Genomic DNA, 17,935 nt, shown 5'->3' on the forward strand with positions numbered 1-17,935 from the left:
GGAACCCGCCGACACGGTAAGCGCCCGCCGATACTTGGGTCAGGGTGCCCCAAAGCCCCAGGCCAGGGCAGGATGAGGACATGCTGGACGAGACCCTGACCTACGCGCTGATCAAGATCACCAAGGTGCATCGTTACCGGGTGGCCGCCGGCCTGGCCGAACTCGGCCTGCACGTGGGCCAGGAGATGCTGCTCAACCAGCTCTGGCGCGAGGACGGCCTGCCCCAGAGCGAGCTGATCGCCCGGCTGGGCGTGGAGCCGCCTACGGTGACCAAGGCGTTGCAGCGCCTGGAACGGGCCGGTTTCGTCACCCGGGTGCCGTTCAGCGGCCGGCCGAGGCAGAGCTGCGTGCACCTGACCCAGGCGGGCAAGGATCTGCAGGGCCCGGTGGAGGAGCTCTGGCAGCGCGCCGACCAGGACCTGCTCGCCCAGCTCCCGCCGGAGGACCGCGAGACGCTGACCCGGCTGGTGGCCGCGATGTGGTCCTGCCCTTCCGCTGAGGGCGAAAGCTCTGGGCACGGCGAGTGCACCCCTGATTAGCTGGCTAATTAGTTGGCTAATTGAAGGGACTCCCCCATGCGCGTTCTGGTCACCGGAGCCTCCTCCGGAATCGGCGCGGCCATCGCGGTCGCCTTCGGCGGCATCGGCGCCGACGTCACCCTGACCTACCACTCCGGACCCGACCGGGCGGCCCGGGTCGCCAAGGAGGTCGAACGGGCCGGCGGCACCGCCACGACGGTCCGCCTCGACCTGGCCGACCACGAGGGCATCCGCGCGGTCGTCGCCGAGCACGGCCCGTTCGACTCGCTGATCGCCAACGCGGTCCGCTGGGACCAGGGCACGACGTTCACCACCCGCTTCGAGGACGTGCCTGCGCAGGAGTGGATTGCCTCCCTCCACGCCAACGTGGTCGGCAACGTGGTGCTGGCGCAGGCCGTCCTGCCCGGCATGCGGGCCAAGGGCTACGGGCGGATCGTCCTGATCTCGTCCGGCATCGCCGAGGAGGGCACCCCCGGCTCCGGCCCGTACGGCTCCGCCAAGGCGGCCCTGCACGGCCTGATGCGCACCCTGGCCTGGCAGGCGGGCGGCGACGGGGTGCTGGTGAACGTGCTGGCGGCCGGGCTGACCGCCACCGACAGCACCCCGGTGCCCCAGGAGGTGCGGGACGCGGTGGCCGCGAAGATTCCGAGCAGGCGGCTGTCCACCTCAGAAGACGTGGCCGCCCTGGCCGTTTTCCTCGGCTCCGCCGCCAACCGCAACCTCACCGGAGAAATTCTTCGAGAGGGGTCAAACGCTGCCCGAAGCGCACATACCTGACCCGAGTGTGCGAGCACCGAAGCGCCCAACCTAGACTGAAGCACGTGCTGAAGGGCGACGGCCGTCTTGGCCATGACCTGGACCCCCACGACCGCGCACCGAAAGACGCCTGTGGCGTCTTCGGGGTCTGGGCGCCAGGCGAAGAAGTCTCCAAACTCACCTACTTCGGGCTGTACGCGCTGCAACACCGTGGACAGGAGTCCGCGGGCATCGCGGTCAGCGAGGGCAGCCGCATCCTCGTCTACAAGGACATGGGGCTGGTCGCCCAGGTCTTCGACGAGTCCGTGCTGGGCACCCTCAGAGGCCACCTGGCCATCGGCCACTGCCGCTACTCCACCACGGGATCGAGCGTCTGGGAGAACGCCCAGCCGACGCTCAGCTCCACCGAGGTGGGCGGCCTGGCGCTCGCGCACAACGGCAACCTGATCAACACCCCCGAGTTGGCCGAGCGGCTGGCCCCGGGGGTGACCAGGGCCACCACCGACACCGAGGTCCTGACCACCCTGCTGGCGCAGGACCGCAGCCAGCCGATCGAGGACGCGGCGGCCGAGCTGCTGCCCAAGGTCAAGGGCGCCTACTCGCTCGTCTTCATGGACGAGAAGACCCTCTACGCCGCCCGCGACCCGCAGGGCATCCGCCCGCTGGTGCTGGGCCGGCTGGAGTCCGGCTGGGTGGTCGCCTCCGAGACCGCCGCGCTGGACATCGTCGGCGCGGTCTTCATCCGCGAGGTCGAGCCCGGCGAGATGCTCACCATCGACGAGCGGGGGGTGCGCTCGCGGCGCTTCGCGCTGGCCGAGCCCAAGGGCTGCCTGTTCGAGTACGTCTACCTCGCCCGCCCCGACACCACGATCGCCGGGCGCGGCATGCAGGTCACCCGGGTCGAGATCGGCCGCATCCTGGCCCGCGAGCACCCGGTCGACGCCGACCTGGTCATCCCGACGCCCGAGTCCGGCACCCCGGCCGCCGTCGGTTACGCCCAGGAATCGGGCATCCCGTACGGCCAGGGTCTGGTGAAGAACTCCTACGTCGGCCGGACCTTCATCCAGCCGTCCGAGACGCTGCGCCAGCTCGGCATCCGCCTCAAGCTCAACCCGCTGCGCGAGGTCGTCGAGGGCAAGCGCCTGGTCGTCGTGGACGACTCCATCGTGCGCGGCAACACCCAGCGCGCCGTGGTCCGCATGCTGCGCGAGGCCGGGGCCAAGGAGGTGCACGTGCGCATCTCCTCGCCGCCCGTGGCCTGGCCGTGCTTCTACGGCATCGACTTCGCCACCCGCGCCGAGCTGATCGCCGGTTCGCTCAGCGTGGAGGAGATCCGGGCCTCGCTCGGCGCCGACTCGCTGGGGTACATCTCCCTCGACGGTCTCACCGAGGCGACCACGCTGCCCGCCTCGAAGTTGTGCCGGGCCTGCTTCGACGGCGTGTACCCGATTCCGATCGACTCCGACAACGTCGGCAAATACGTGCTGGAGAGCTCCACGTGACCACCTATGAAGCCGCCGGGGTCGACATCGCCGCCGGTGAGCGTGCCGTCGAGCTGATGAAGTCGAAGGTCGCGCGCTCGCGCCGGCCCGAGGTCGTCGACGACGCCAGCGGCTTCGCCGGGCTCTTCGACGCCTCGTTCCTGCTGAAGTACCAGCGGCCGATCCTGGCCACCTCCACCGACGGCGTCGGCACCAAGGTCATGCTGGCCCAGCAGTACGGCAAGCACGACACCATCGGCATCGACCTGGTCGGCATGGTCCTCGACGACCTGGTGGTCTGCGGGGCCGAGCCGCTGTTCATGACCGACTACATCGCCTGCGGCAAGGTGGTGCCCGAGCGCATCGCCGAGATCGTCGGCGGCGTGGCCGAGGGCTGCCGCCTGGCCGGGGCCGCGCTGGTGGGCGGCGAGACCGCCGAGCACCCCGGCGCGATGGGCGCCGACGAGTACGACCTGGCCGGCGCCGGCACGGGCGTCGTCGAGGCGGCGAAGATGCTCGGGCCGTCGCTGGTGCGTGAGGGTGACGTCGTGCTGGGGCTGGCCTCCTCGGGGGTGCACTCCAACGGCTACTCGCTGGTACGGCACGTCATCAAGACCGCCGGGCTATCGCTCGACGCCGAGCTGCCCGAGCTGGGGCGGCCGCTGGGCGAGGAACTGCTGGAGCCGACCCGGATCTACTCGCTCGACTGCCTGGAGCTGGCCCGGTCGGTGGAGGTGCACGCCTACGCGCACATCACCGGTGGCGGGCTGGAGGGCAACCTGGCGCGCTCGCTGCCGCCCACTCTCGACGCGGTGCTCGACCGGAGGTCGTGGACTCCCCCGGCGATCTTCGAGGTGCTGGCCGGTCACGGCGGCGTGGGCCAGGAGGCCATGGACCGCACCTTCAACCTCGGCGTGGGCATGGCCGCGATCGTCGCGCCCGGCGCGGTGGACGAGGCGCTGCGGCTGCTGAACGGGCGCGGGGTGCCGGCGTGGGTGCTGGGCGAGGTCGTGACCGGCTCGGGCCAGGCCCGCTACCGCTGATTCTCCGGGCTCGCCGCTGCTGACTTCTCGCGGCGGGCCCGTTCCTTTGGGCTGCGGGCCGGTCGCTCAGTCGGCGGTCTGGGTGGCCAGGTCGCGGAGCTGGTCGGCGAAGGCGAGCGCCTGCTCACGGGTCAGGCGCGGCTCGGCGCCGGTGTAGAAGACGACGATGCTGCCTGCCGGCGAACGCACGGCGTTGAACGGAAGGGGAGGGGAGATGACCATGATGAGCCCTAGTCTCCCCCATCCCACCGACAGTTTCTGAGAAATGAGAGCACTGCTCTTGCCTTTCCTGGGTGAGGTACGCCATAGTGAGAGCACTGCTCTTGAAACAGACCAACGCTCACGGAGAATGCCATGCAGACCCAGCACCTCCAGGTACCCGCCGGCCGGATCGCCTACGACGTCACCGGTGAGGGCCCGCTCGTGGTCCTGGTTCCCGGCATGCTCGACTCCCGCGCCTCCTACCGCTTCCTGCGCCCGCTGCTCGTCGAGTCCGGCTACCGCGTCGTCACCGTGGACATCCGTGGATTCGGCGAGTCCAGCGCCGAGTGGGCCGACTACTCCTACGAGGCGCAGGGCGGCGACCTGGTCGCGCTGCTCCGTCACCTGGGCGGCGGGCCTGCGGTGCTGGTCGGCAACTCCTACGCGGCGGGGTCGATCATGTTCGCCGCCGCCGAGGCGCCCGAGCTGGTGGCGGGGGTCGTGCCGGTCGCCGGGTTCGTGCCGAACCTGCCGGTGGGCTGGGCCAAGCGCATGATGCTCGCGGCGGTCGGGCGGCTGATCCCCGTGGTGCCGGGGGCGTGGGGCGCCTACCTCAAGACGGCCTACCCGAGTGCCCCGCCGGTCGACTTCGACGCCTACCGGGCCGCGTCGGTGGCGGCCGTGCGCGAGCGCACGCACGCCACCCGGGCTTATGTGCGGGCCGCTCCGGTGGACGAGGCCGTGCTCGACCGGGTGGTCTGCCCGGCGCTGGTGATCATGGGGACGGCGGACCCGGATTTCGGTGACCCGGTCGCGGTCGCCGAGCTGCAGGGGGCTCGGATGGGGGCCGAGGCGGTGCTGGTCCCGGGGGCCGGGCACTACCCGCAGGCGGAGTTCCCCGAGCTGGTGGCGCAGGCGCTGCTGCCCTTCCTGGCCACGACCACGACGGCCGTGACCTCCGCCTGAAGACCCCATGGGCGGCCGGCCGTACGGGGACGATCAGGGGAACTGGCGGGAAGCACAGGAACCCGGTGTGGCTTGGCCACACCGGGTGCTGTGTCTACCGAAGACCGTGAGAGCGGTTACCGGCGACCGGACGGACGATCGTCGTCGTCCTCGTCGTTGTCGCCGTAATCCTCGGCGTAGTCGGCGTACCGATCCGCCAGCTCGTCGGTGTACTCGTCGGCGTCGTCATTGGCATTGGAGTCTCTGACCCCAAGTTCGTCGCGAAGTCGCTCAAGGTCGGTGCCGCCGCTGTTGTACTTCAGCTGGCGGGCAACCTTGACCTGCTTGGCCTTTGCCCGGCCGCGCCCCATTGGCTCGACCCCCTCGTGTGGGGTCGTCCCCGACCCCTCGTCGCTAACGCACCGCAATACTGACGCCTGACTCGGCGGCGTCAGCTCTCTCGTTCGCCTATTACCGTACCTGTTTTGTGCCCAGCTCGGTACGCCGTATGGGCGTGGGACGTCAGCCGCCTAGCCAGATGCCCCTGAGTCGCCCGACTTCGGACATCCTGCGCTCAGCCAGCCTATCGGCCGCGACCGCGGGCGGAACGCCCTCCTCCGCGGCGATGGCGTAGATCTTCAGGGTCGTGTCGTAGATCTGGGCCGCCTTGGCGCGGGCCCGGTCCATGTTGAACCCCTGGATCTCGTCGGCCACCTGGATGACGCCGCCCGAGTTGACCACGTAGTCGGGAGCGTAGAGGATGCCGCGCTCCTCCAGTTGCTTCTCCACGCCGGGGTGGGCGAGCTGGTTGTTGGCCGCGCCGCACACGATGCGGGCGCGCAGGGCCGCGACCGAGTCGTCGTCGAGCGTGCCACCGAGCGCGCACGGGGCGTAGACGTCGAGGTCGAGGGCGATGAGCTCGGTGGCGGAACGGGCCACCTCGACGGCCGGGTGGCGCTGCCGTACGAGCTCGACGGCGTGCGGCGAGACGTCGCAGACGACGACCGAGGCGCCGTCCTCGATCAGCAGGTCGACCAGGCGGTGGCCGACCTTGCCGACGCCTTCGACGCCGACGCGCAGCCCGCGCAGGGACGGCGTGCCGTGCACCTGCTGGGCGGAGGCGCGCATGCCCTGGAAGACGCCGAACGCGGTGAGGATGGAGGAGTCGCCGGCGCCGCCGTTGGCGACGGTGCGCCCGGTCACGAAGCGCGATTCGCGGGCGACGAGGTCCATGTCCTCGCTGTAGGTGCCGACGTCGCAGGCGGTGATGTAGCGCCCGCCGAGCGATTCGACGAAGCGGCCGTAGGCGCGCAGCAGCGCCTCGGACTTGTCCTTCGCCGGGTTACCGATGATCACGGCCTTGCCGCCGCCGAGGTCGAGCCCGGCGAGCGCGTTCTTGTAGGCCATGCCTCTGGAGAGGTTGAGCACGTCGGCCAGCGCCGCCTGCTCGCTCTCGTACGGATAGAACCTCGTGCCACCCAGACCCGGCCCGAGGGCGGTGTTGTGGATGGCGATGATGGCGCGCAGCCCGCTCTGCCGATCAGCGCAGAAGACGACCTGCTCATGCCCGAAGACGTCGGTCACGGTAGTGACTCCCTGTCCAGGTCCGCCGCCCCGTCGCGGCAGAGATCCCTTCAAGCCTAGGAGACTTCGTGACACGATGCCTCCGTGCTGCCCTATGCCGCCTATCTCCGCGTGTACGAGCCGCTGACCGCCTTCCCCCCGGAAGCGCAGAAGGTCTGGGCGGACTACGCCGACTCCCGCGACCGCCCGCGCCGGGCCACCGCGCTGGAGGCCGAGCACGGCGAGGGGCTGATCCGGCTCCTGGCGCGACCTCCGCATCCGGCACCCGGCCAGGAGAGCCGCAACGCGTATCTGAGACGCGTTGAGGACCGGCTGTACGTCTGTCCCTGGCAGACCCAGTTGCGTTCGTGGCTGGCGTTCTCACGGCTGCGCGGGAGCACTCCGGTGAAGCTGATGGACCATTTCGTCCCGAAGGCCATCGCCGAGCAGACCGTGGGCGACTTCGACCGCTTCAAGCGCGGCGCGGGCGCCTCCGGCCTTCGCACCCACATCCGGACCACCACGTGGCACGTTCCGATCTCCTGGTGCGTGCCGTTCGACGGGACCGAGCGCTGGCTCGTCCTGGGTACGGCGGGCAAGGACGTCACCACCACGACCGGTCGCAACCTCATCTACGTGACCTCGATGGCCCAGGCCCGCCGCCGGACCGCGCGGGCGCTGCAGGTGCTGCGCCGGCACGTCGGCCGGGTGGCCAGCAGCATGGAGGTCGAGGACGTCGCGCGGTGGCTGGAGGAGTTCCATCCGCACTCGCTGGTGGAGCTGGACTACGGTGGGCTGGTCCATCTGATGGACGACGAGGCGCTGAAGGCCGACCACTCCGTGGCCGAGATCGCGGCCGCTCTCACGGGTTTGGACACCGGTCAAGAAGAACTTGCCTTCGCCATGTATCAGCGCGTGACACTCCGCTGGAAGTCAATGCAACTGCTGGAATCCGCCAACTGAACCCCAAAGCGGCACTCTGACCTGCATGGGTGGGTCAAGGGGGACGCCCTCCGGCATCTGCGAACTGAGTAGTTTGCCGTTTTCACTGCGATACCACGAAACGTGTCGCTAGAATCACCGAGCGTGACATCGCCACGTGGGCGGGCAGTTGGGTCCAAGAAGGGCTCGCCAATCGCTCTGCGTGGCGGTATGGTCACTTCGGGTGATGCCGCATATGGCTCAGAAAAGCCGCACGCTCTGGGCCATAGGGGGACATCCGTGACACGCGAAAAGCAGGGATCGCTCAAGCCGGTCCACACGGAGGAGAGGCCGCACAAATGTCAGCTCGTACACCCGAGGCCGAGCCGCTGCTCACGCCCGCCGAGGTCGCGACCATGTTCAGGGTCGACCCCAAGACCGTCACGCGGTGGGCCAAGGCAGGCAAGTTGACGTCGATTCGCACCCTCGGCGGTCACCGGCGTTACCGGGAGACCGAGGTCCGGGCGCTGCTGGCGGGGATTCCGCAGCAGCGCTCGGAGTAGTCACCGCTCGTCACCAGACCTGAGGGGGGTCATGGTGGGCCGAGAGGTCCATCCGTGTGACGGGGGAGTACACGGGAGTTGGCGCCGCCCGCCCGGCGCCATCCTTCCGACCCCTCACCCCAGCCGCTGCACGAGCCGCGCCACGTCCCCGTCGTGACGGGCGGCCACCCCCAGCAGCGCGACCATCTGCTCGACCAGCATCCGCTCCAGCACCGCCCGTTCGAGGTCGCGGTGTTCGAGCCAGTCCAGGCCCGCCGTCTCGACCGAGGCGATCCACGACCTGAGCGTCGTGCGCAGCACCGGGCCCGGCTCCTCGACCGACATCTGGCGCGTGATCAGCCGGAACAGGCGCTGCCGTACCCCGTCGACGATCTCGCCCACCTCGCCCGCGCGGTCGGCCGGGCCGCCGCGCAGCAGCGCGGCGAAACCCGCGGCGTGCTCCTCGGCGAAGTCGAAGTACCTGCTCAGCCCCGAGGCGAGCCGCTCCAGCGGGCGACCGCCCTCCTGCGGCAGCAGCCGGGCCTCCAACTGCTCGGCCGCGCTGCGCAGCGCCGCGACGTACAGCTCCTGCTTGCCGCCGAAGTAGTGGTAGACGAGCGCCCGCGACGCCCCGGCCGCCGAGGCCACGTCGTCGATGGAGACGTCCTCCGCGTCACGCCTGCTGAACAGTTCGAGCGCCGCGGCCATCAACTCCTCGCGGCGACGGTCGACGCTGAGCCTGCGCCGCGTCTTCCCGGTGCTCACCAGAGCACAGTATCCGCCTCAATCCCGGACAAGCGTCGCGGGAGGCCGTACCCTGCGGCGAACTCGATCGTTTGGTGAGACAGGTGCCCATCCACGCATCGCGGGGGAGACATATGTCAGGACCGCCGGTCAACACCACCATCACCCGGCCCACGATCAGGAACGTCGCCGAACGGGCGGGCGTCTCCAAGTCGCTGGTCTCGCTAGTGCTGCGCGGGTCACCGCACGTGAGCGAGCACCGGCGGCAGGCGGTGCTCCAGGCCGCGCGCGAGCTGGGCTACCGGCCGAACGCGGTCGCGCGCAGCCTGGTCGAAGGCCGGACCCACCTGGTCGGGGCGCTCGTCGCCGACCTGCACAACCCGTTCTACGCCGAGTTCCTCGACGGGCTCCAGGAGAGCCTGCACGGGGACGGCCTGCGCATGCTGATCGGGAACTCCCAGTGGGACCCCGCCTTCGAGGACGAGGCGGTCGAGGCCTTCCTGGAACTGCGGGTGGACGGCCTGGTGCTGTTAGGCATCGCCCCCACCAGCGAGACCCTGATCGAGGCCACGTCCTACACGCCCACCGTGGTGGTCGGCGAGCGCGACATCGAGCTCGCCGGGGTCGACATCGTCGTCGACGACGACCAGCACGGCGCCCGCCTCGCCCTCGACCACCTGGTCGGGCTGGGGCACAAGCGCATCGCGCACATCGAGGGCAACCGCGCCTCCCGGTGCGAGGGCTACCTCATGGCGATGCGCCGCCACTCGCTGGCCCCGTACATCATGGTCGAGCACAGCGACTGCACCGAGGAGGGCGGCCGGCGCAGCGCGCTCGCCCTGCTCACCCGCGACCCCAGGCCCACCGCGATCTTCGCCGCCAGCGACCTGGTCGCGCTCGGGGTGCTCTCGGCCGCCAGCGAGCTGGGGCTGAGCGTCCCGGACGACCTGTCGGTCGTCGGCTACGACAACACGCACCTGTCCGCGCTGCACCCGATCTCGCTGACCACCGTCGACCAGCCGCGCCGCGCGATGGGGCGCTGGGCGGCCGCGATGCTCAGCGACCGCATCTCCGACCCGGGCAAGGTCGCCCGGCTGCGCCAGGTCGAACCCCACCTCATCGTACGGCGGAGCACCGGCCCCGCCTGAGCCGCGCGCGCTGCCTAAGGTCTGGCCAAAGCTGGGTCAACCCGCCGGGAGTCGCGCGCGGGCGACTGTTAACTCCAAGGGTCATCTGATCCGGGGGGACAGTATGCGTGATCCAGAACTGGTGTCCTGCGCCCAGCGCGCGGCCGCGGAACTCGAGCGCGCGTGGGCGCACTGGCGGGCGGGCAAGGGCCGGGGCAGCGAGGTCGGCGCCGAGTCGGTGGCCAGCTACGTCGCCCACTCCCTCGACCATCCGTGGGGGCGGCCCCGCGTGGTGCTCGGCCTCGACGCCGAGGAGGCGCGCGAGCTGGCCGCGCTGCTCCAGCGCCAGGACGTCGGCGAGCACGCCTGGTAGGTCCGGTTGGGGGGAACCCGCCAGGCCGCTCGGGGACGTGACGTAAGTTGGAGCGCATGCGTGCATTCCTTCTGGCCCTGTGCGGGCTGTCCGTCTCGGCTTGCGGTGCCGTGGCCGGCGGAGACGCCGGGCGAGAGGTCTTGCCGGCGCCCGCGGCCGCGGTGCCCGCCGCCTCGCCCTCGGCCGCCGTCGAGCCGGCGCTGGCGGGCAAGAAGATCGTCATCGATCCCGGGCACAACGGCCACAACTACAAGGACCCCAAGGCCATCAACCGCCAGGTGGACGTCCTGACGAAGAAGAAGGCCTGCGACACCACCGGCACCGCCGACGCCACCGGCTACGCGGAGGCGGCCTTCACCTGGGACGTCTCCACCCGGCTGGCCAAGATCCTGCGCAAGCGCGGCGCCAGCGTGGAGCTGACCCGCGCGAACAACACCGGCGTCGGCCCGTGCATCACCGAGCGGGCCGCGATCGGGAACAGGGCCAAGGCCGACGCGGCGATCTCGGTCCACGCCGACGGCTCCGCGGCGGGCAACCACGGCTTCCACGTGATCATGCCGAAGAAGATCAACGGGCCGGTGGACCCGGTCGTCGCCGACTCCGGGCGGCTGGGGCTGGCCGTACGGGACGCCTTCCGCAAGGGGACGGGCCTGGCCTACTCCACCTACATCGGCAGCAAGGCCCTCGACTACCGCAACGACCTGGGCGGGCTGAACCTCTCGACGGTGCCCAAGATCTTCGTCGAGTGCGGGAACATGAAGAACGCCGAAGAAGCGGCCAAATTCCGCGATCCGGCCTTCCGGCAGAAGATTGCCCTAGCCCTGGCCAATGGGCTCCAGAACTACCTCAAGTGACATGATCTGTGCATGACCTCGCTGCTGCCCCGTCCTGCCGTCTTCAGTGAACTGTCCGGCTCCTTCGAGCTCGCCACCGGCGCGATCATCTCCGGCCCGGCCGACCTGGTCGACCCGGTCCGGCACGCGCTCGGCTTCCTCGACCTGCGTCCCGGCGACTCCGGTGACGTCGAGGTGCGCCTCGACCCCTCGCTCGGCGAGGAGGCCTACCGGCTGACGTCCGGCTCGCGCGGCATCGAGATCGTCGCCGGCGGGCGGGCCGGCGCCTTCTACGCGGCCCAGACGCTGCACCAGCTCCTGCCGGACGCCTCCTACCGGTTCGGCTCCGCCGGCTCCTGGCCGGTGCCCGGCGTGCGGGTCGAGGACGCGCCCCGGTACGGCTGGCGCGGCCTCCACCTGGACGTCTCACGGCACTTCCTGCCCAAGCGCGAAGTGCTGCGCATGATCGACGTCATGGCCGTGCACAAGCTGAACCGGCTCCACCTGCACCTCGTGGACGACCAGGGCTGGCGGATCGAGTCGCGCGCCTACCCGCGCCTGCACGAGGTCGGCTCCTGGCGGGCTCGCACGGCGACCAACTACTACCGCGAGACCGAGACCTTCGACGAGATCCCGCACGGCGGCTACTACACCCTCGACGACCTCACCGAGATCGCGGCCTACGCCCGTTCCCGGTCGGTCGTCGTCGTGCCCGAGATCGACGTCCCCGGCCACGCCACGGCGATCCTGGCCGCCTACCCCGAGTTCGGGGCGACCGGCGAGACCTACGAGGTCCTGCCGAAGTGGGGCATCTCCCCCGCCATCCTGTCGCCGCTCCCGGAGACCGTCGACTTCCTCAAGACCGTCCTGGACGAGCTGCTCGACGCGCTCGGCGACACCCCGTTCGTGCACATCGGCGGGGACGAGGTCGTCCTCGACCACTGGGCCGACTCCCCCGAGATCGTCGCCTACCGCGAGTCGCTCGGCCTCGGTTCCGTGGTCGAGCTGCAGTCGTGGTTCCTGCGGGTGCTGGCCGACCACCTCGCCGCGCGCGGCGCGCGTGCCGTGGTGTGGGACGAGGCCTTCGTCAGCGGCGGCCTGCGGCAGGACACCGTGGTCATGCCCTGGCGCGGCATGGGCGTCGGCCGCCGGGCGGCCGCGGCCGGGCATGACGTGGTGGCCTGCCCGGTCTTCCCGCTCTACTTCGACTACGCCGAAGCGGCCTCCGCCGACGAGCCCATGGCCATCGGCGACACCATCACCGTCGCCGACGTCGCCGCCTTCGCCCCGGCGCCCGCCGACTGGGCCGCCGACGAGGTCGGACGGGTGCTGGGGTTGCAGGGGCAGCTCTGGAGCGAGCGCCTCATCGACCCGCGTGTGGTCGACTACCGCGCCTGGCCGCGGGCCTGCGCCCTGGCCGAGGTCGGCTGGTCCGGTACGGCAGGCGCCGACTTCGCCGAGCGGCTGCCCGGCCACCTGAGGCGGCTGGACGCCCTCGGCGTCGAGTACCGCCCGCTCGACGGGCCCAAGCCCTGGCAGCGCCGCCGTCCGCACCGGCCGGGCAGCGTCCCGGTCTCGGCGATGATGGAGCACCTCGACGAGATGACGCAGAGCGCCGACTCCACCCGGCCCTCCGTCTGACCTTCAGGGCAGGTCGCTGAGCATCGCGCCGAAGTACGCCTCCGGCGCGCCTTCGAGGTGGGCGGGCAGCTCGGCCATGAAGGCGCGCAGGAGCGGGGTGGCGTTGTGCCGGTCGAGGTCCTCGCGCGAGCACCAGATCTCGTAGAGGAAGAAGCGCCCGTCCTCCTGCTCGTGCAGGTGGTACTGCAGGCTGCCCTCGTGTCCGCGCGAGGGCTCCACCAGGTCGGTCAGGAGCTTGCGCAGCTCGTCGGCGTGGCCGGGCCTGGGGGTCAGGAATCCGTAGAGCGAAACGGGTGCTGAGCTGGAAAGGTTCGTCATGCGGGCAACGCTAGGATGTGACATCGGTGTCAGATTCAAGCCGTGCGGCTGTGAGGTGGGTCACATGAAGATCGGGGAGCTGTCCCGCGAGACCGGCGTGGCCGTGCGGCTGCTTCGCTACTACGAGGCGCAGGGGCTGCTGAGCTCCCACCGCAGCGAGGGCGGGCACCGCCACTACGACGCCGAGGCTCCGGCCGCCGTCGCCCGGATCCGCACGCTGCTCGCCGCCGGGCTGCCCACCAAGGTCATCCGTGAGCTGATGCCCTGCTTCGCGGGGGACGGCACCGAGCTGCAGGCCTGTGTCCTCGACCACCTCCGCGCGCAGTACGCCGAGCTGGACGCCCGGATCGCCGACCTCGACCGGGCGCGCACCGCGCTGGGCGACATCCTCGACGCCTCCACCCGCGCGCTGGCCCCCGCCTAGACCGGCGGGTTGTCGCCCGCTCGCAGGCGGAAGCGCAGGTCGGTGCCGTCCGGGGAGCTCTCGACCGCTGCCACCGCCAGCCCGGCCTCGGCGGCCAGCGCCTCGAAGCCGGCCCGGGTGTGCCAGTGGACGGTCCAGGGGCGGTCCTCGACCGTGCTCTCCCCGTCGAGGTGACGTTCGTAGCGCCAGACGGTGACCTGGGTGCGGGCGGCCTCGTCCCGTTCCTCGGAGACGACGGAGACGCGCAGTTCGGCGCCGTCCGGGGCGGGGGCCGTCCGGACCCGGCCCATGTCGGCGACGGGGGTGGGCGAGGGGATGAACAGCGGGATCAGGGCCTGACCGTCCGGCGCGAGGTGGGCCCGGATGGCGCGCAGCGCGGCCAGGGCGGTGGCGTCGTCGGGCAGCAGCGTGAAGGTCGGACCGGCCAGGAAGACGGCCCGGTAGTGCCGCGGCAGGTCCAGCGACTCCATGCGCTGGTGGTACAGGGCCGGCTCGCGCTGGGACGTGCTCCGGGCGCGGCAGCGGTCGAGCATGTCGGCGGAGGAGTCGACGCCGTCCACGTCGAGGCCGAGGTCGAGGAGGGCGAGGAGCGGGTCGCCGTCGCCGCACCCCAGCTCCAGCGCGGGCTGGCCGGCTTCCCGAATGAAACTGGCGTAGGGGGCCGCCTCCTGGGAGTAGGACTTCAGAGGGCCGTAGAGGTCGGCGACGATACCGGTGTAGAAGTCGGCGGGATGCACCCCCGGACTCTAGGGATGCCGAGCCGCCATGGTCACCCGGTTTTCCGGGTGACCATGGCGGTGGTCGGTCAGCCGGTGGGGAGGGCCGGGCGGGCGTCGGTCCAGCCGGCCTTGTAGGTCTCCACACCGGACTTGGCCGTCACGGGCTTGCCCCCGACGGTGGTGGCGGTGCGCTGCTCCAGCAGGAGCATGGCGGTGGTGTCGACGAGCACCTCCTGCTTCAGGACCGTGCCCTTGCGGTCGAGCACGGGCAGGGCGAGCAGCCGGCCGCTCCGGCCCAGCAGGTCACGGCCCGGGCCCAGGTCCTTGGTGACGGTACGGAGCGCCTGGTAGGCCGCGGCGCGGACCGGCTTGGGCACGGGGTTGTCGACGAGCAGCCGGGCCAGGCTGCCGGCGGTGTAGCGGTCGAGCTGCGCCGTCCAGTCCTCGACCTTGGAGCCGGGCGAGGTGGTCTTGGCCTCCTCCGCGGCCTCGGCCATCCACGCCCGCAGGTCGGCGACCACCCGGGCCTTCAGCGCGGCCGGCTCGGCGGGCAGGTCCTGGAGCTGGGCGTAGGTGACGTACTTCTCCACGAGCTGGAAGCCGTCCGGACGGCCCTTGGCCGGGCCGAGGGTGCCCTTGCCCGGCTCGGTGGACAGGGTGATCTTCATGCCCTCGGTGCGGTAGGTCCAGCTCTTCGGCGAGCCGTCCGCCTTCCAGGCCGCCTCGTCGGCCTTGCTCGCCGGGTGGGCGCCGAGCGGGCGGTAGGCCGACCAGGCCTTGCCCTGCGGGGTCAGCCACTCCACCGCGACGTTCTTCTCCCGCACCCAGTAGCCGCTGCCGACCTGGTGCGGGTGCACGCGGCTGTGAATGGTCTCGACCCGCCAGTAGTCGGCCTCGGGCGGGGCGCCGACCAGGGTCGACGCGGCGAGGGCGGCCATGACCAGAAGCTTCATTCCTGTTCCTCCAACGACGTGTCCAGCGGGTTGTCCAGCGGGTTGTCCTCGGCCCAGCGGGTGTTCTGGATCGCGGTGTAGTCGGTCGTGACGCCGTCCGCCCTGGTCTCCAGGGCGAGCGGGGCGCCGGTGGCCGGGTCGATCACCAGGCGGGCCCGGCCGCCCAGTTCGGCCGAGTCGTACTCGACGGCCTGGCCGGGGCGGCCCAGCGGGTCGGTGACCTCGCCCACGGCGACGACGCCGGGCAGGCCGGACAGCAGCCGGTAGGCCGCGGCGCGGGTCTCGCTGGTCACCGGGGCGTGGACCAGCAGCCGGGCGACGTTGTCGAGCAGTCCCGGCCCGCCGAGCAGGGCCTGGAGGCCCTCGGGGGTGTCGGGGACGCCGCTCATCTTGGTCAGCGGGCGGCCGGCCAGGACGATGCGGAAGTCCCAGTCGTCGGTCGAGAAGGTCTCCGAGCGGCCGCCGGTGGTCCGGCGGTGCCAGGTCTTCCCCTCTGGGTCGGCGGGGATCCAGGTCTCCTGCGTGCTCACCCGGCCCCGGCTCCGGCTGATCACCGTGGCGCCCCACCAGGCGCCCTCGTCCGGCAGGCGCTCCACGCGGGTGGCCGCGGCGGCGAGGACGTGCTGCACGGAGACCGGCTGCGGGGACGTGCCCAGCACGAGGGCCGTCGCGGCGGCGGCTCCGGCCACGCCCAGGGCGATCGTGCTCCACCAGGCGGCTCGGCGGCTTCGCCGTACCGGCTCGTGGGCGCTCAGCGCGGTGAGGCGGGCGCGGCCCGCCCGCACCACCTCCGGCGCCGGCGGTCCGGCGGCCAGCAGGTCTCTGACCGCCCCCAACTCATCCATCCATGCCTCCCAAAGCTGCTCGAAGCTTCCTGCGCACCCGGTTGAGCCGGGAGCCGACGGTGCCGTAGGGGATACCGAGCGCCTCGGCGACCTCCTCGTAGCTGAGCTCGGCGACGGCCACCAGCAGCAGCACGTCCCGATCGCCCTTGGCCAGGCCGGCCAGTTCGGCCGCGAGCCGCCCCTGTGCGCCCGCCGCCACGCGGTCGATGACCCGTTCCTCGTGGCCGCTGTCGGGCCCGTCCCTCGGGGCGCGCTGGAAGGCGCGTAAGCGGCGGGCCTCGCTCCTGCGGTGCTGGGCGACGAGCTTGGTGGCGATGCCGTACAGCCAGGCGCGGGCGGTCCCGCGGCCGGCGTCGAAGCTCGACCGCTTCCTGAAGGCCACGAGAAAGGTCTCCGCCGCCAGGTCGTCGGCCGCCTCGCCGCCCAGCCGCGCGGCGAGGTAGCGGTGGATCTCCTCGAAATGGCGGTCGTACAGCTCCCCGAACCGGTCCGGGTGGCGGATCTCCACGTCGACGAGGGTCACGTGGTCTCCCTTCGGTGCGTCACACCAGTACTCCACCGATGGGCGCCGTCGCCTTCACGGGAGTTCGAGTGGCATGCTGGGAAACCCCCGACCGGAGGAGAACCGACGGATGTCCCGCCCCTTCAGCACCGAACCCGCGGTCAGGAAGACCCCGCTCGACGCCGACGAGCGCGCCCGCGCCGAGGCGAACTTCGCCGACCTGGTCGTGGCGGAGCTGGGCGCCAAGGGCAGCTTCCGGGTGAGCGCGGACACGCCGGAGATGGTCGAGCTGTTCCAGGGCGTGGCCCGGACCGTGGGCGAGCGGCTGGGGCGGCCGGTGGTCAGTTACGCCAACGGCCGCTACCTCGTCATCGCCTTCGATCAGCCGCGGAGCTGACCGGCCTCAGGGCGCGGTGCGGCCGATCACGTCGGTGATCGCCGGGATGCCGTGCCGTACCAGCCGCCGGGACAGGTCGCGGTGCAGGCGGTAGGCCCAGAGGGGACCACCGTAGATCATGCCGGTGTAGCCCTGGACCAGGGTCGCGCCGGCCAGCAGCCGCTCCCAGACGTCGTCGGCGTTCTCGACGCCGCCGACCGAGACCAGCGTGAGGCGGTCGCCGACCCGGGCGCGCAGCCGGCGCAGCACCGCGACGGAGCGCGTCTTCAGCGGCCGTCCGGACAGGCCGCCGGTCTCGCCGGGGTGGCGGATGGTGGTGTTGGTGGCGATGATCCCGTCGAGGCGCAGCTCCAGGGCCAGGTCGGCGACGGCGTCGATGTCCTCGTCGGCCAGATCCGGGGCGATCTTGACCAGCAGCGGGGTACGGCGGGGCGTCGCGTCGGCGACCTGCTTGACCGCCTCCAGCAGCGGCCGGAGCAGCTCGACGGCCTGGAGGTTGCGCAATCCGGGCGTGTTGGGCGAGCTGACGTTGACGACCAGGTAGTCGGCCAGCGGCGCGAGCTCCTTGGCCGAGGTGACGTAGTCGTCGACCGCGGCGTGCTCGGGCACGACCTTGGTCTTGCCGATGTTGACCCCCACCACCGTGGGCACCCCGCGCGTACGGCGCAGCCGCGCGGCGGCGGCCGCCGCGCCCCGATTGTTGAAGCCCATCCGGTTGATGATCGCCCGCTGCGTGGCCACCCGGAACAGCCGCGGCCGGGGGTTGCCCGGCTGCGCGTGCGCGGTGACCGTGCCGACCTCGACGTGCCCGAAGCCGATCGCCGACAGCGCCTCGGCGCAGGCCGCGTCCTTGTCGAACCCGGCCGCCAGCCCGAACGGCGAGGGGAAGTGCACGCCGAAGGCGCTCACCCGCAGCGCCGGGTCGTGCGGCGCCATCAGCCGGTGCACGACCTTCTTCAGGTACGGCAGGCGCGCGAGCAGCGTCAGGGCGCGGACGGTCAGGTGGTGCACGGATTCGGCGTCGAACCGGCACAGGACCAGCGAGAACAGGAGTCGATACATCAAGAG

The 17,935-nt window shown here is 71.4% G+C and carries 23 protein-coding genes; 13 read left to right on the forward strand and 10 right to left on the reverse strand.

Annotation, left to right across the window (positions count from 1 at the left end; all coding sequences use genetic code 11):
- Nucleotides 1–80: 80 nt before the first annotated feature.
- Genes AB0I67_RS36950 through purM form a run of 4 tightly spaced genes read left to right on the forward strand, consistent with a single transcriptional unit; the run spans nt 81 to nt 3,819 of the window.
- Nucleotides 81–539 carry a MarR family winged helix-turn-helix transcriptional regulator gene (locus AB0I67_RS36950; protein WP_357933774.1) on the forward strand — a complete coding sequence of 153 codons (459 nt, stop codon included), beginning with the start codon at nt 81–83 and terminating at the stop codon, nt 537–539.
- Nucleotides 540–575: 36 nt separating this feature from the next.
- On the forward strand, nt 576–1,316 hold the full coding sequence (locus tag AB0I67_RS36955) for an SDR family NAD(P)-dependent oxidoreductase (protein WP_357933777.1): 741 nt from the start codon (nt 576–578) through the stop codon (nt 1,314–1,316).
- Between the two features lie 44 nt (nt 1,317–1,360).
- Entirely contained in the window at nt 1,361–2,797 is a 1,437-nt protein-coding gene (gene purF, locus AB0I67_RS36960; protein WP_357933780.1) for an amidophosphoribosyltransferase, read from the forward strand.
- Nucleotides 2,794–3,819 carry a phosphoribosylformylglycinamidine cyclo-ligase gene (gene purM / locus AB0I67_RS36965; protein ID WP_357933783.1) on the forward strand — a complete coding sequence of 342 codons (1,026 nt, stop codon included), beginning with the start codon at nt 2,794–2,796 and terminating at the stop codon, nt 3,817–3,819. The genes purF and purM overlap by 4 nt, the downstream gene beginning before the upstream one ends.
- 66 nt (nt 3,820–3,885) lie before the next feature.
- Here purM and AB0I67_RS36970 read toward each other — a convergent pair whose 3' ends face one another.
- Nucleotides 3,886–4,008 carry a hypothetical protein gene (locus AB0I67_RS36970; protein ID WP_357933786.1) on the reverse strand — a complete coding sequence of 41 codons (123 nt, stop codon included), beginning with the start codon at nt 4,006–4,008 and terminating at the stop codon, nt 3,886–3,888.
- A gap of 165 nt (nt 4,009–4,173) precedes the next feature.
- Here AB0I67_RS36970 and AB0I67_RS36975 point away from each other — a divergent pair, with 165 nt between their 5' ends.
- Complete coding sequence (locus AB0I67_RS36975; RefSeq protein WP_357933789.1) at nt 4,174–4,986, forward strand: alpha/beta hydrolase; 813 nt, start codon at nt 4,174–4,176, stop codon at nt 4,984–4,986.
- Between the two features lie 116 nt (nt 4,987–5,102).
- On the opposite strand, the gene AB0I67_RS36980 is transcribed toward AB0I67_RS36975, so the two are convergent.
- Nucleotides 5,103–5,336, reverse strand: coding sequence for a DUF3073 domain-containing protein (locus tag AB0I67_RS36980; RefSeq protein ID WP_357933792.1), 234 nt, complete (start codon nt 5,334–5,336; stop codon nt 5,103–5,105).
- A gap of 151 nt (nt 5,337–5,487) precedes the next feature.
- The gene (locus AB0I67_RS36985) at nt 5,488–6,549 is read right to left on the reverse strand and encodes a Glu/Leu/Phe/Val dehydrogenase dimerization domain-containing protein (RefSeq protein WP_357933795.1); all 1,062 of its coding nucleotides are present in this window, start codon (nt 6,547–6,549) and stop codon (nt 5,488–5,490) included.
- An 84-nt stretch (nt 6,550–6,633) separates the two neighbouring features.
- Between AB0I67_RS36985 and AB0I67_RS36990 the strand changes: the two genes are divergently transcribed.
- Nucleotides 6,634–7,491 (forward strand): hypothetical protein, encoded by an 858-nt coding sequence (locus tag AB0I67_RS36990; RefSeq protein ID WP_357933798.1) that lies wholly within the window; start codon nt 6,634–6,636, stop codon nt 7,489–7,491.
- Between the two features lie 317 nt (nt 7,492–7,808).
- Nucleotides 7,809–8,012 (forward strand): developmental transcriptional regulator BldC, encoded by a 204-nt coding sequence (gene bldC, locus AB0I67_RS36995; RefSeq protein ID WP_013133571.1) that lies wholly within the window; start codon nt 7,809–7,811, stop codon nt 8,010–8,012.
- A gap of 114 nt (nt 8,013–8,126) precedes the next feature.
- On the opposite strand, the gene AB0I67_RS37000 is transcribed toward bldC, so the two are convergent.
- Nucleotides 8,127–8,756: a TetR/AcrR family transcriptional regulator gene (locus AB0I67_RS37000; RefSeq protein ID WP_357933800.1), complete on the reverse strand. Its 630-nt coding sequence runs from the start codon at nt 8,754–8,756 to the stop codon at nt 8,127–8,129.
- Nucleotides 8,757–8,869: 113 nt separating this feature from the next.
- Here AB0I67_RS37000 and AB0I67_RS37005 point away from each other — a divergent pair, with 113 nt between their 5' ends.
- The 4 genes from AB0I67_RS37005 to AB0I67_RS37020 all read left to right on the forward strand — a co-directional run bounded on the left by AB0I67_RS37005 (nt 8,870) and on the right by AB0I67_RS37020 (nt 12,709).
- Nucleotides 8,870–9,883, forward strand: coding sequence for a LacI family DNA-binding transcriptional regulator (locus tag AB0I67_RS37005; RefSeq protein ID WP_357933803.1), 1,014 nt, complete (start codon nt 8,870–8,872; stop codon nt 9,881–9,883).
- 103 nt (nt 9,884–9,986) lie between these two features.
- On the forward strand, nt 9,987–10,235 hold the full coding sequence (locus tag AB0I67_RS37010) for a hypothetical protein (RefSeq protein WP_357933806.1): 249 nt from the start codon (nt 9,987–9,989) through the stop codon (nt 10,233–10,235).
- 56 nt (nt 10,236–10,291) lie between these two features.
- Complete coding sequence (locus tag AB0I67_RS37015) at nt 10,292–11,089, forward strand: N-acetylmuramoyl-L-alanine amidase (RefSeq protein ID WP_357933809.1); 798 nt, start codon at nt 10,292–10,294, stop codon at nt 11,087–11,089.
- A 12-nt stretch (nt 11,090–11,101) separates the two neighbouring features.
- The gene (locus AB0I67_RS37020) at nt 11,102–12,709 is read left to right on the forward strand and encodes a beta-N-acetylhexosaminidase (protein ID WP_357933811.1); all 1,608 of its coding nucleotides are present in this window, start codon (nt 11,102–11,104) and stop codon (nt 12,707–12,709) included.
- A 3-nt stretch (nt 12,710–12,712) separates the two neighbouring features.
- Here AB0I67_RS37020 and AB0I67_RS37025 read toward each other — a convergent pair whose 3' ends face one another.
- Complete coding sequence (locus tag AB0I67_RS37025; RefSeq protein WP_357933814.1) at nt 12,713–13,027, reverse strand: putative quinol monooxygenase; 315 nt, start codon at nt 13,025–13,027, stop codon at nt 12,713–12,715.
- A gap of 64 nt (nt 13,028–13,091) precedes the next feature.
- On the opposite strand from AB0I67_RS37025, the gene AB0I67_RS37030 reads away from it, so the two are divergent.
- Nucleotides 13,092–13,451: a MerR family transcriptional regulator gene (locus AB0I67_RS37030; protein ID WP_357933816.1), complete on the forward strand. Its 360-nt coding sequence runs from the start codon at nt 13,092–13,094 to the stop codon at nt 13,449–13,451.
- Here the strand turns inward: AB0I67_RS37030 and AB0I67_RS37035 are convergent.
- The 4 genes from AB0I67_RS37035 to AB0I67_RS37050 form a co-directional block, all read right to left on the reverse strand.
- Nucleotides 13,448–14,188, reverse strand: coding sequence for a methyltransferase domain-containing protein (locus AB0I67_RS37035; protein ID WP_357933819.1), 741 nt, complete (start codon nt 14,186–14,188; stop codon nt 13,448–13,450). The genes AB0I67_RS37030 and AB0I67_RS37035 overlap by 4 nt on opposite strands.
- 68 nt (nt 14,189–14,256) lie before the next feature.
- The gene (locus AB0I67_RS37040; protein WP_357933822.1) at nt 14,257–15,123 is read right to left on the reverse strand and encodes a hypothetical protein; all 867 of its coding nucleotides are present in this window, start codon (nt 15,121–15,123) and stop codon (nt 14,257–14,259) included.
- A complete protein-coding gene (locus AB0I67_RS37045) occupies nt 15,120–15,968 on the reverse strand; it encodes a hypothetical protein (protein WP_357933825.1) in 849 nt (282 codons plus the stop codon). Before AB0I67_RS37045 ends, AB0I67_RS37040 begins: the two co-directional genes overlap by 4 nt.
- On the reverse strand, nt 15,961–16,491 hold the full coding sequence (locus tag AB0I67_RS37050) for an RNA polymerase sigma factor (protein WP_357933828.1): 531 nt from the start codon (nt 16,489–16,491) through the stop codon (nt 15,961–15,963). The genes AB0I67_RS37045 and AB0I67_RS37050 overlap by 8 nt, the downstream gene beginning before the upstream one ends.
- Nucleotides 16,492–16,600: 109 nt before the next feature.
- On the opposite strand from AB0I67_RS37050, the gene AB0I67_RS37055 reads away from it, so the two are divergent.
- Complete coding sequence (locus AB0I67_RS37055; RefSeq protein ID WP_357933831.1) at nt 16,601–16,867, forward strand: hypothetical protein; 267 nt, start codon at nt 16,601–16,603, stop codon at nt 16,865–16,867.
- A 6-nt stretch (nt 16,868–16,873) separates the two neighbouring features.
- Here AB0I67_RS37055 and AB0I67_RS37060 read toward each other — a convergent pair whose 3' ends face one another.
- Nucleotides 16,874–17,929: a quinone-dependent dihydroorotate dehydrogenase gene (locus AB0I67_RS37060; RefSeq protein ID WP_357934042.1), complete on the reverse strand. Its 1,056-nt coding sequence runs from the start codon at nt 17,927–17,929 to the stop codon at nt 16,874–16,876.
- Nucleotides 17,930–17,935 lie beyond the last annotated feature (6 nt).

It is taken from the genome of Nonomuraea sp. NPDC050310, from assembly GCF_040655795.1.
GTDB lineage: Bacteria > Actinomycetota > Actinomycetes > Streptosporangiales > Streptosporangiaceae > Nonomuraea.